Below are 12,611 nucleotides of genomic sequence, written 5' to 3' on the forward strand. Positions count from 1 at the left end.
TCTACACGGTGTACCCGTTTGCCTCCAGCCAAAGTTGCAGAACAAGAAAGGTCCACAACTCCTCACGCCTGTCCACCACATTGTTTTCATGCTCAAAGATTAGTGACTTGACTGCTTCCGGACGGAACAACCCCTGTCGTTTCAAGAATCCGGCATCGGTGAATCGCTCCAATTGGGGTTTCAGACTACTGCCGAGCCAACCGGCTACGGGCATGAGAAATCCCCGCTTGTTGCGTTTTTGGATGCTCGACGGCATGAATTCGGAGAGCGCCTGCTTCATGAGGTGCTTTCGCTTTCCTCCTGGGACCTTGAAGCGGCCTGGCAGACTGAAAACAAACTCCACCAAAGCCGTATCCAAAAACGGCGACCGCACCTCCAGCCCGTGCATCATTGAGCAGCGGTCGACTTTCGTCAGTATATAATCGAGCAGATAGGTCCGTGCGTAGTAGTTGAACACCGCGTCCAGTGGATCTCTATCCTCAAACCCCTTCCAGCTCTCGGCCGGATGGCCGAACAGCAGCTCGGGAGACTCACTCGGGGCTGATACCCACAGCGCTTTCTGGGCTTCCGGGGAAAAGGCCATGAGCATACGGGGCACCCTGTGCGGTGCAGGAGCCTTGACCGCCTCGGCGAACCGGCCCACAGCATGCCCCGGACTGATGTAATGAGGAGAAACAGGCAGCATGCGACGCAGTCCTTCAAAAATCAAATGCATAGGCGCGCCGAGAGCGGCACAGCGTTGCGCCCACAAGAAGGCCGGAAAATGCTCGTATCCGCCGAACAATTCATCGGCCCCATCACCGGACAAAGCCACAGTGACATGTTGTTTGACAAACCGGGATAGGAAATAGGTCGGGATAATCGACGGGTCTGCCAGAGGTTCGTCGAATCTGCCCACAACTTCACTCACCAGCCCCGCGCACATCTCGCTGGTAAGGTTCGCATTGCGATGGTCCGTTCCTGCGAATCGAGCAGCCTGGGCAGCATACGCGGATTCATCATAGGCCTTCGCCTCAAAGCCTATGGAAAAGGTTTTGACCTGCGTATTTCCTAACCGCGACATGAGGCTGACAATGACCGTCGAATCAAGGCCACCGCTGAGGAAAGCGCCCAAGGGGACATCACTTATCAGACGACGCCCGACAGCCTCCTCCAATAACGACCTGATACGTTCAGCCACTTCGCCGGTGGCCACGCCGCTGACCGGAGACGGCAGTGACCAATAGCGGGCAACAGTGATCTCTCCATCCCCGAACCGCAGACAATGTCCCGGCTGAAGTTTCCTCGCTTCCGTATAAATGGAACCGGGAGTCGGGACGTATTTGCAGGTCAGAAACTGGGCCATGGCCTGCATATCCAGATTAAAAGATATGTCAGGCACATGGGCGAGTGAAGACAACTCCGAAGCAAAGGCGAATATGCCGTTCTGGCAAGTGTAGTAGAATGGTTTTTTCCCCATTCTGTCCCGCGCGGCGAACAGTGATTCTTTTTTGGTATCCCATATGGCAAAGGCAAACATGCCCTCAAGGAATGACAAGCACGATTCGCCATACTCCATATAGGCCTGCAACAGGACTTCGGTGTCCGAGGTCGTGCGGAATCGACGCCCTTTGGTCTCCAGAGAGACTCGCACTTCCTGAAAATTGTATATCTCGCCGTTGAAGACAATGACAAACCGGCCGCAATCGCTCATCATGGGCTGCCCCCCCGAGCTGAGATCGATAACCTCTAGGCGGCGGTGCGATAACGCGGCAGGCCTTTCGACCCACACCCCACTGGAATCCGGTCCGCGATGGCGCACGCCATCTGCCATGCTAACGGCGCACTGCCGGAGCGCATCCGACGTCATTCGGGCATGGACAACCCCGGCGATGCCGCACATCAGTCAGCACCTCGCGCATGCGCCGAGAACAGTTCGATCAAGGTGGAACAGTTTTTTTCCTGATCAAATAAATCCATGACATGGCTCTTCCCCGCATCGGCAAGAGATTGGGCCCCTTCAGGGGCCCGAGCCAGCCGGATAATGGCATCGGCCAGAATCTCAGGACTCCTCTGCGGGACAAGATACCCCGTCCTATCGTTAATCACGACCTCGCTGATCCCGGCCACGTCCGTAGCGATTACAGGAAGGCCATGGGCATACGCCTCCATGATGACATTGGGGATGCCGTCCCTGTCTCCATTGGTGTCCACCACACTGGGCATAACCAATGCATCGCTGGCCAGCATGAGACGGGACAACGCATCATGACTGAGAAATCCCTTGAAATCGACAAAATCTGTCAGCCCTAGATCGACAGCCTGTCGGGTCAACTTGCTGCGGAGCATGCCGTCTCCAGCGAATGTCAATAAAAAGTCGACACCCTGCTCTTTAACAATGGAACAGGCGTCAAGCAGATTGTCAAACCCCTTAGTCCTAACCAGACGCCCCGCAGCCAGCAGCCTGAGTTTTCCGTTGTCCGAGGGAAGCCGTTCACCCTCAGGTGCCAATGAAAGCGCATTATAGACCAGCGTGATCTTGTCTTCATGGCCCTCGGCAACGGACTGCAGATACGAGACATTGGCTCCGTGATTGACCCGAACAAAGGAGGCATCCTTTATCTTGCCGCACAGCGAACCTTCGGGCGGGTAGATGTCGCCGGCCCTTCCGGCAAAGGAGAAAGGGATGCCCGTGAGTCGCGAAGCAACCCAAGCGGCCGTGGCCGGTCCTCCGGCCCATGGAGCATGGATATGCTGGATGCCCTCTTCCCGAAACCGCCTGACCAGATGCAATCCGCAGCAGAAGGCCCAGAGGTTTTCACCCAATCCTTCCAGGGAACGCCATTTGTTGAAAGGCCCTGCCTTGAGCATCGAGAACGTCTGTACAGGGGCTGACACAAGATGCTTAATCAAGGTGCCGAACAGCATGGGAGTCTTGATGGAGCCAAGGGACTCCGAAGGAGGAAACGCCTGCATTTCCGGGGAAAGGTTCTTAGTTAGGCCAGCATATAGGGTGAACACTTGTAGTGGCAACCCCATATCCCGCATCTTTTTGACTTCACGGAAAATGAATGTTTCAGACGGCTTGGGAAACCAAAGTGAAATATATGCGGTGCGGGGAGGGTTCATAGATCGGAGGTCTCAGTGGGGCGGATAATTTCTATGACATCGCCGCCCAATTTGGTGCGGTATCTGATACTGTGCCAAGAAATGATGTTGGTTGTCCATGTGCGCATATACCCGACAGCAGCACCAATATGAAGCATTGCATAGGCTGCCAACTGTATTGGCAGCGGGGCGCTGTTCGGTATAATCTTGGTGTAGAGGATGCCGGTAAAGGCAAGCCCCGCGAGATAGACCACGGACACAAGCCATGAAGGCCCGGTACCGATCCCGAGCATTAGCCCGGCAAGACCGACAACAACATATGCGAGGATCAAAAAAAAGATTACGGGGACGGCTGTGAAGGCTATCCATGTGAGGGGCATGCAAAACTTGAGGTATTGCAACTGGCGAAAAAACCACTCCTCCCAACCTTTGATACTCTGCCCCGAAAGATAGGTGACGAGACAGGCCTCGGCCACCGGCAATGACCTGATACCATTGCCTTGAAGATATGGCCCCATGGTGAAATCATCGACCACGGTTCGCTCCCACAACTCAAAAATGTTGTAGCCGAAAAAGGTGTTACGGCTAATGGCAGTCGCCCCGCCCCATGGCTGCGTGATGGGACGTATGGCCTGAAGCATGTGGATGGATTGCACAGACAGCATCTGGCAGAGGGTTCCAAGATGACTGTCCCCGGGCTGGACGAAACGATAGCCGGACGTCATCAGAGCCTCCCCCCGCGCTATCGGCGCTGTCAGGCGGGCCAGGAAATCCGGTTTCGCCACGTGGGTGCTGTCGCAAAACACGAGTATCGATTCATCAACGGTGACTGAAGCCACCCCAGCCAGCAGGTTGTAATTCTTCTGACAACAGCGCGTCGCGGGCCCTGCCACGATATGCTGCGCATGGCTGTATTCCCGGCACAGAGCTTGGACCAATGGAACGGCCGACTCGTCCTTTGTGGCTGTCACCAGCATGACGCGGTAGTGGCCGTACTCCTGCTCGAGCAGCGACCGAAGGCTCGGTTCGACTCCAGGGGCGGCATTGCCCACCGGCACCATCATGGCGATATGGGGCGTATCCGCAGGACGCTCAAATGGTGTGTCACGCCGAACAGCCTTACGCATGAAAGAAGCGGTAACGAACATGAACAGCAACGCCCCAAGCACATGCAACGCCATGGCGGTTTCAATAAAAACACTCCATAAAGCAACGCCCTGTATCAGTTCAACCATTGGATCCCATTGATGTGGAGAGTGCACTCTCCCGTGTTTATATCAACAGCCGGACATCTTGAACTATCCATCAGAGCAACGCTCCCGGCAACGTTTTCTGCTGACGAAGATATAGCCTGTATGCGTGGTAAAGCAATGGGCAAAGAGTCAATATTTCTACGACTGTCCTGGGAAAATACTGTACCGTGACAAGATGGACCACCACGGCTGCCGCAACTATCACCAGAAGCCTGAGAACATCTTTAGCCACAAACAACCCGATGGCGAATTGGCAAAAAGAGACCGTCATGAATGCCATGCCCCCCTTTGTCAACAAGATGGCATAGGCGGTTCCCGACATGGGGTTCTGGGGAATAAGCACCATACACAGAATGAAATTAGCCGCCAGCCCGACGGTGTACATGACAAGCAGGATGCGTTGGCACTTCATGCTCACCATGAGATAACTCGCCAGATTGTGGATAAAGGCGAAAAGGATGCAGCCGACGAGTTCCTTCTGCATCTGGATGGCTGGGCCGTAGTTCTGCCCGTACACCAGCGTGATTATGCGGTCGCTTTCCACAAAGAGCACGTAGGAAATGGGAAGGGCCGCCGCCACAAGCCAGGCCGACGACTTTTGTGCCAGTCTTTTGAACTGCGTCCGGTCATTGACCCAGAGCTTGGTGAACAGCGGAAACATGACCTTTCCGAGCAAGAGGCTTGAGACAAGGACCGACACGAAATCGACGATCTGCCAAGTGGCGCTGTACTGTGCAACGCCTTCCGACCCCGCATATTTTTGCAGAAAGAACATGTTGATCTTGTTATAAAATATGGCGCAAACAGCCATTGCAGTATAGACCAACCCTTCTTTCCAGACACCCCAGACATCGGTAAAGCTTTCCAGCCGAAACGACCTCCAAAATCGCCTAAAAAACAGACGGGCGACCACGCCAAGATTGGTAAATGTTTCCAAAATCTTAAACAGGGCGACCATGGTTGCCGGGAAACCGGAAAACAGGGCTATCAAACCATAGCCATATCCAAACAAAGAGGCGATGCCACGACTTTTGCCTTCCACGTCCTGCCGCTCAAGAACCTGACAGGCCACAAAGAATGAGTTGCCTATGCCCTCAAGCCCGATGGCAGTGGCAACAACAATGATAATGGCCCGTAGCTGCGGCGAATAATCCTGCCAGAAGGTGAAGCCGATCATGGCCAGCCAGCCAAAAAATAAAAAGGCGACCTTGATGAACGTCACCTGCCGAAGTATGCGAGAGGGATAATTCTCCTTCCGTGCCAGCATGGTCGAAAGATGCTGGTTAAGCCCGAATTCCGAGGCAAACAGCAGGAGCTGACCGATGCTGATGGCAAGCATGAACTGGCCATACATCTCGGTGCCCTGCCTGGCCAGGGCAATGATGAAAATCGTCTGCAAAACCTCTCGCACCCAATGGGCGGACAAAAGATAGCCGAAGTTTTTAAGGACGGATTTACTTGATTTCGTCATGAGTTAAGACATGTCTCTCGAATGCAGGATCATAGCTACTTTTTTGTGAAGCAGGCTCACCGCGAGAGACAGGTCCTGAAGCCATACACTCGGTATGGGCTGATGAGCGAGTTATGCGCCCGTCCCCCGCATACGCAGCTTTTTTGCTGGCGTACCTACATTGACACTGAGCGGAGCCAAGTCTTTGGTCACCACGGCCCTGGCCCCGACAACGGCACCGTCGCCGATAGTCGCCCCCGGCAAAACAACTACACCATAGGCGAGCCAGCACTCTTTGCCTATTGTAATATCGGCTGATTCGCTGCCCTGCATACGGATGGGCATGTCTGGGTTGTCAAAGACGTGATTCATGGTTTCCAAGAAACACCGTGGAGCGATATGCGTTCCGTCCCCAATGAAGATGGTGGCGGTACTGCCAATCAGATATGTCCCGGAATTGATCGTGACGTCGTCGCCAATCACAATACGTTGGGGTTTGTAAATCCTGACTGACTGTCCCAGAACGAACCGCTTGCCGCACGCTCCGAGAAAGGGAGCGACCAACTTACCGCGCACCCTGTTTATAGGTCCATGCGCAGGCAACCAACTGATGAGTGGATACAGCAGGTAAAAAAGGAGTGTCCGTAATTGATTCGGCATATCTAGACCTGCCATCTCCACTCTGTCGCGCTATTGAAGCGCGTTCACGAAATCCATCACCGTGACCGCTTCAAGGCGATCCGAAGACACCTGTTTGAACTGGTCATGACCGACGAGAATGGCAATGACATCGGCCTGTTCAAGAGACAGCTCAAGAGACACCATCTCCCCTCCTTCCATCACGAAATCGGATTCGGCATTGGGTTCAACGACCAACACCCGAAGGCCTTTTTGCGCCACCAGACGACGGGCAATGGACAAGGCAGGACTCTCTCGCAGATCATCAATATTCGGTTTGTAAGCCAACCCCCACACGGCGATCGTGCAGTTTATCCGACCGGCCAGCACTCCCAGGATTTCCTCAAAAACAAAGTTTTCCTTTTCAATGTTCACTTGCCTGGCCGTCCTGATCAAGAGCGCCCTGGCGGGAGCCTGGTCAACGATAAACCAGGGATCGAGAGCGATGCAATGTCCCCCTACACCGGGACTGGGCTGCAGGATGTTGACTCTGGGGTGACGGTTTGCCAGCGAAATAAGCTCCCAGGGATCAATGCCGGAATCTTTGCAGATCATTGAGAGTTCATTGGCAAATGCAATATTGACATCCCTGTATGCGTTTTCGGTCAACTTGGCCATCTCGGCGGTCTTGGCATTGGTGACAATGCACTCGCCTTCAACAAAGATCCCATAGAGCGACTTTGCCCGTGCTGCGCATGCCTGACTGGCCCCGCCGACAACCCGGTCATTATTCACCAGTTCGTACATGGTTCTACCGGGGATAACCCGCTCAGGACAATACGCAACATACACATCCTGAGTCGAGTCCTCCCAATCCTTGGCAAAGGTCAGCTCAGGGCACAATTCCTGCAGCAATGAGAGCATTCTGGTTGTCGTGTGAACAGGTGAAGTGGACTCCAGTATGACCAGATCACCCTTTTTCAGGACGGAGGCGATGGACCGCACAGCGGCCCAGACGTAATCCATACATGGAGTCTTGTCTTCGTTGATCGGCGTGGGAACGGTTATGATAAAGGCGTCGGCCTCCACCGGACTCGTGCCCGCTTCCAACTTGCCCTGCTTTACGACGGTCTTGACGAGCTCGTCGAGCCCTTCTTCGACAATATGAACATCACCGGCATTGATCCGGTTGACGATATTCTTGTTGACATCCACACCATGTACATTCACGCCCCGACTGGCCAGACAGGCACTAGTTGGCAGACCGATATATCCAAGACCAATGACACAAATATTTTTATAAGGACTCTTCATTTCGCAACCTAGTTATTATTCTGTGGGCAGCCCGCCCGTCACCAAAGGGGTTGTGCGCCTTGGCCATTGCGGCATAGGCGTCTGGGTCGTCAAGCAACCTATTGGCCGCTTGCAGGATGGAATCTGGCTCGACACCGACCAGCAAGGCGGTGCCCTTTTCTATAGCCTCCGGCCGTTCAGTCTTGTCCCGCATGACCAGGACGGGTTTTCCAAGGCTTGGGGCTTCTTCCTGGACACCGCCGGAATCAGTCAGGATAAGCGTGGCCTTCATCATAAAAAACGTGAACGTCAGATATTCGACCGGATCGCAGAGATGGACTCCAGGGACATTTTCCAGACACTTGAAAACCGGAATCCTGACGTTGGGATTGAGATGCACGGGATAGAGGATTTCTACATCGGGCCGCCCCGCGAGCTCCTCCAGAGCCTTGCAGATGCCCTCGAATTTGCCAAAATTTTCTCGCCGGTGTCCGGTGACGAGCACAATCCGTTTACTCCAGTCAACGGAAGGGAATTCCGATTCCAGCTTTTGCGTCAATCTGGCATCGCCGTCTATCCTCTGCGCAATGTGGAGCAGGGCGTCGATGACCGTGTTTCCCGTCACGTCAATGCGATCTTCCGAAACATTTTCCTTGATGAGATTTTGCCGAGCCTGCTCGGTCGGAGCAAAGTGCAGTGAAGAGAGAGCGCCGGTCAGACACCTGTTCATTTCCTCGGGCCACGGAGATGACTTGTTCCATGTCCTGAGTCCGGCTTCGACGTGCCCGACGGGAACCCGATTATAAAACGCGGCCAGTGATGCCGCAAAAGTCGTCGTGGTATCACCGTGCACCAGAAGCACATCGGGTTTGTATTCCGCACACACCTGCCCGACGCCGTGGATCACCAAACTGGTGATCTGTTCCAGAGACTGATTGGCCCGCATGAGATTCAAGTCGAAATCCGGCGTCACGCCGAACAACTCAAGAACCTGGTCAAGCATCTCCCTGTGTTGCGCTGTGACGCACGTGGCAAATTCGAATGCATCGGAAGCCTCTTTCAACGCATAAATAACCGGCACCATCTTGATGGCTTCCGGCCTTGTCCCAAAAACGACAAGAACCTTTCGTTTCATCGCCGCCAGCCCCAGTCATATTGGGAAACGGCATCAGCAAGACACCGCTCGAAATCGACAATGAGTTTCTCACGAGAATACTCTTTGCTCAACTCCCGTCCGTTGGAGCCGCACCGTTGGCAAAATTCCCTATCTTCCGCGAAACGGGTTATAGCCTCGGCCAACGATTGAGGAGTACTGTTCCGGGTGAATATGCCAACCTGCTTCCCTTCAACAATATCAGCCACTCCTCCGGGAAAGTTGACGACAATGGGAAGCCCGGAGGCAAGATAATCGAAAAACTTGTTCGGCAAGACAGTCGAAAAAATGTCCAGCGGCTGCAGGATCATGAGTCCGCAATCGACTTCTGCCAACACCTCGGCTAGCTCATCCTTGGGGAGGGGGTCCAAAAACAGTATGTTGTCAAGCCCCATACTGTGCGCCTTCTCCTTGAGTTCTGCCTTCTTGCCACCGTCTCCAATCAGGACGATTTTCACTCCTGGAGGAAGGTATGCCGCAGCGTCGACAACCAGGTCGAGGCCGTTGGCCAGACCATGAGCTCCCGTAAAAATCGCGACAAAATCCTTTTCCAACTTGTACCGTTTCCTGAAATTCACACGGCTTCCCTGACCGAACAAATCAGGATCGGCGCCTAGCGGAACCACCGTGATTTTGTTGGGAGGAATATTGGCGCACTCAACCATCCGGGCCTTCATTCTTTCACTGACCGTGACTATTCGGGTCGCTTTGCGGTACACGAATCGTTCAAACCATGTCAAAAACCTGATCAGCAGGGGATTCTTCAACACACCAGTCGCTACAGCCGACTCCGGCCAGATATCCCTGACCTCGAAGACCAGCGGGATGCGCTTCAGCCAAGAAATCAGCAGTCCCGGCACCGCTACGGTGATCGGTGTGGACGTGGCAAAGACAAGGTCGGCGCCCTTGAGTTTGACTCCTTCACGGGCCGCCTGCAGGGCGAATGCGAGAAAAGCCTTAACGCGTCCGCAAAACCCTGCCTGCTGGGCATACGACACGTTGCATACGTGCACATCTATGCCGTCGACATCAATTCTATCCACAGCCCTTTCGGAGGGTTGTGCAAAGTTGGACTTTCTGTTTCGCCCGCACAGCATGTTCACCCGATGGTGAAACTTGCCGACAAGGAGCCGCCCGAACTCGTAAGATCGAGTTCCGGCACAACCACCACGAGTGCTGAAGTGCTGGTGTATATAGATAATATTTAACGGCATGATTTCTCAATAATCGGGTTGTCGAAATGACTCACGCTATCTATCAGAGTATAGATACAGAGGCAAGAAAATCTACGCCTTTCCTCTTTCGCGATTGTCCCAACGTGCATGGGGCATTGACAATTTAAGAAAGCCCCTCCGAAAAGGAACATCTCCGCCCCCACCGGAAAAGCCCTCTCCGCATCCTTCCTTTCCCTTTTCAAGGAGAGGCTTTTCTCGCTCCCCTTTCGTTTTGGGTTTGCATCGCCCCCCCCTCTCTGGTACGAACCAATTCGAGCCTAAAAAGAATCCAGTGAATAAATATTGATACAGAATTAATTTGGCACTCATGTCTCTTTTAGCTATTCAACGTCTCAATTGAGAATATCATCCGTAACGAGACAGAAACATTCCTTTCTTTAAAAGATATTCAACAAACCAAGGGGTATAGTATGAGCTTTACTTCCGATACGCCACAAGAATACCTGGACTTGAAAAAGCTCACATTACGCTTTGCCAGACGCTGGAAGACCATTGTCCTGTTCGTAGCTGCCACGGTTGCCATATCCCTGGTGGTAGCACTGTGGCGCCCCGAAAGCATTTCGAGCCAGAGCTTCCTTGTTACCCCGATAGTAAACTCGCTCAATCTATCCAAAGAACTTTACGAATTCACGCGTGAATTCATCAAAACCGATGGGCTGCAAATCGCTCTTGCCTCCAAGCTCGGTACGACCGATTCATTCAGAATAGAAGGGATATTTCAAGACAATTCCGGAACCATTACCATCAACTGCATCGCCCAGGACAGAGACGTGGCAACGGCTGCCGCCAACGACGTTCTGCCCGTTGTGGCAGAGGTCACGGCACCACTCCTCGCCACATACAAACATCGGTATGCCGACGCGGCACAATTCTTCTCCAAATCCGACGAGAGAATGGCGAATATCGAACTATCGCTCGCTAAAACTAAAAGAACTCTCATGGATAGTGCAAAAGATTATGACAAGCAAAATGAACTGTGGATTGAGACCATTGACCAGTTACAAGCCACCAATCTGCAATTCAGACAATTACAAAACAATTTTGATGCAGGCTACAAAAAAAGCCTGCAAGACATCCAAGTGCCTATGATTCGGCTTATCACAAAACCCCATATACTGAAGCCCAAGACGAAACTTGAACAGGCCATTATCATTTTCGCCGCTTGTATTGGTGGTCTAATGGCGGCCATACTTTGGATCATTATTTCGGACTGGGTTGGCACCACTCGTAAGTTGCTCCGCGCCGAAAAAAACGCAAGCTAGCAAGAATTGGAATTATTCCCCCGAGTGCATCGAGGAGGGGCGTCAATACCATAAATTATACGGCCGCAACGGTCCAGACTATCTCCCAAAAGGCAATTAATCATGAAAGTACTCATACTCGGTGGTGACGGATATCTAGGGTGGCCCACGGCGATGAACTGCAACGCCAAAGGCCACGAAGTCGTCGTTGTGGACAATTACCTGCGCCGCAATATCTGCAACGAACTCGATGTCGCCGAACTGTTCGGCGTTCCCAATCTGACGGAGCGGGCCAGAAGGTGGAAAGAGCTTTCCGGCTCAGAAATCCCGGTCTACATTGGCGACCTTTCGGACTGGTCCTTCATTTCTGAAGTGTTCAAGGAGTTCACCCCTGATGCCGTCATCCACTATGCCGAACAGCCGTCCGCCCCGTATTCCATGCTCAACCGCCGGGCCGCTTCCCGGACGTTGATCAACAACCTTGAAGTCACGGCCAACGTCATCTACGCTGTCCGCGAATTCAATGGGGACGCACATATCATCAAACTCGGCACCATGGGCGAATACGGAACCCCTAATATTGACATAGAAGAAGGCTGGTTAGACATCGAGCACAAGGGGCGCAACGACCGCTTCCTTTTCCCCCGCCAAGCGAGCAGCCTCTACCACACCACCAAGATCATGGATACCGACCTTCTCTGGTTCTATGTCCGCATGTGGGGACTCCGCGTCACTGACCTGATGCAGGGCCCGGTTTACGGCTTTGCCACAGAAGAGAACGAAGGCCATCCTGAGCTATACCCTTTCTTCAACTATGACGAGCTGTTCGGCACTGTTATCAACCGCTTCATAACCCAGGCCGTCGCTGGGTACCCGTTGACCATCTATGGCAAGGGCGGACAGACCAGAGGCTACCTGGATATCAAGGATACGCTTAATTGCGTCCGGCTGTCTCTTGAAAACCCGGCAGACAAGGGCGAATTGCGGATTTTCAACCAGTACACCGAAACATTCTCCGTCAATGATCTTGCCCAGCGCATCGAAACTGTCGGCAAAGGCCTTGGCCTGAACGTGCAACTCAACCACCTCGACAACCCGCGCAAGGAATTGGAAGAGCATTACTATAATCCGACAGCGACCGGTCTTCTGGGACTCGGTCTCGAACCCAAATTTCTGACTGATGACGCCCTCGCTGCCATGCTGGAAGAAGTCATGCGTTACAAGGACTCCATCGACGAACACAAGATATTCCGAAAAATCGCCTGGACGTAAATTGCGGCA

10 protein-coding genes are annotated in these 12,611 nt (G+C 53.2%); 2 read left to right on the forward strand and 8 right to left on the reverse strand.

Features of this window, described 5'->3' with window-relative positions; genetic code table 11:
* Position 1 precedes the first annotated feature (1 nt).
* The 8 genes from asnB to V8V93_RS16590 form a co-directional block, all read right to left on the reverse strand.
* Complete coding sequence (asnB, locus tag V8V93_RS16555; RefSeq protein WP_338667721.1) at positions 2-1,882, reverse strand: asparagine synthase (glutamine-hydrolyzing); 1,881 nt, start codon at positions 1,880-1,882, stop codon at positions 2-4.
* On the reverse strand, positions 1,882-3,108 hold the full coding sequence (locus V8V93_RS16560; RefSeq protein WP_338667722.1) for a glycosyltransferase family 4 protein: 1,227 nt from the start codon (positions 3,106-3,108) through the stop codon (positions 1,882-1,884). The genes asnB and V8V93_RS16560 overlap by 1 nt, the downstream gene beginning before the upstream one ends.
* Positions 3,105-4,322: a glycosyltransferase gene (locus V8V93_RS16565; RefSeq protein ID WP_338667724.1), complete on the reverse strand. Its 1,218-nt coding sequence runs from the start codon at positions 4,320-4,322 to the stop codon at positions 3,105-3,107. Before V8V93_RS16565 ends, V8V93_RS16560 begins: the two co-directional genes overlap by 4 nt.
* 70 nt (positions 4,323-4,392) lie before the next feature.
* Positions 4,393-5,811: a lipopolysaccharide biosynthesis protein gene (locus V8V93_RS16570; protein WP_338667726.1), complete on the reverse strand. Its 1,419-nt coding sequence runs from the start codon at positions 5,809-5,811 to the stop codon at positions 4,393-4,395.
* A gap of 111 nt (positions 5,812-5,922) precedes the next feature.
* Positions 5,923-6,450: an acyltransferase gene (locus V8V93_RS16575; RefSeq protein ID WP_338667727.1), complete on the reverse strand. Its 528-nt coding sequence runs from the start codon at positions 6,448-6,450 to the stop codon at positions 5,923-5,925.
* A 30-nt stretch (positions 6,451-6,480) separates the two neighbouring features.
* The gene (gene wecC, locus V8V93_RS16580) at positions 6,481-7,722 is read right to left on the reverse strand and encodes a UDP-N-acetyl-D-mannosamine dehydrogenase (RefSeq protein ID WP_338667728.1); all 1,242 of its coding nucleotides are present in this window, start codon (positions 7,720-7,722) and stop codon (positions 6,481-6,483) included.
* Positions 7,706-8,836: a non-hydrolyzing UDP-N-acetylglucosamine 2-epimerase gene (gene wecB / locus V8V93_RS16585; protein ID WP_338667729.1), complete on the reverse strand. Its 1,131-nt coding sequence runs from the start codon at positions 8,834-8,836 to the stop codon at positions 7,706-7,708. Before wecB ends, wecC begins: the two co-directional genes overlap by 17 nt.
* Positions 8,833-10,068, reverse strand: a complete 1,236-nt coding sequence (locus tag V8V93_RS16590; protein WP_338667730.1) for a glycosyltransferase family 4 protein — start codon at positions 10,066-10,068, stop codon at positions 8,833-8,835. Before V8V93_RS16590 ends, wecB begins: the two co-directional genes overlap by 4 nt.
* Before the next feature lie 431 nt (positions 10,069-10,499).
* Here V8V93_RS16590 and V8V93_RS16595 point away from each other — a divergent pair, with 431 nt between their 5' ends.
* Together V8V93_RS16595 and V8V93_RS16600 are read left to right on the forward strand one after the other, a co-directional pair.
* Entirely contained in the window at positions 10,500-11,351 is an 852-nt protein-coding gene (locus tag V8V93_RS16595) for a hypothetical protein (protein WP_338667731.1), read from the forward strand.
* A 102-nt stretch (positions 11,352-11,453) separates the two neighbouring features.
* Complete coding sequence (locus V8V93_RS16600) at positions 11,454-12,602, forward strand: NAD-dependent epimerase/dehydratase family protein (RefSeq protein ID WP_338667732.1); 1,149 nt, start codon at positions 11,454-11,456, stop codon at positions 12,600-12,602.
* Positions 12,603-12,611 lie beyond the last annotated feature (9 nt).

Source organism: Pseudodesulfovibrio sp. 5S69, from assembly GCF_037094465.1.
GTDB classification, from domain to species: domain Bacteria; phylum Desulfobacterota; class Desulfovibrionia; order Desulfovibrionales; family Desulfovibrionaceae; genus Pseudodesulfovibrio; species Pseudodesulfovibrio methanolicus.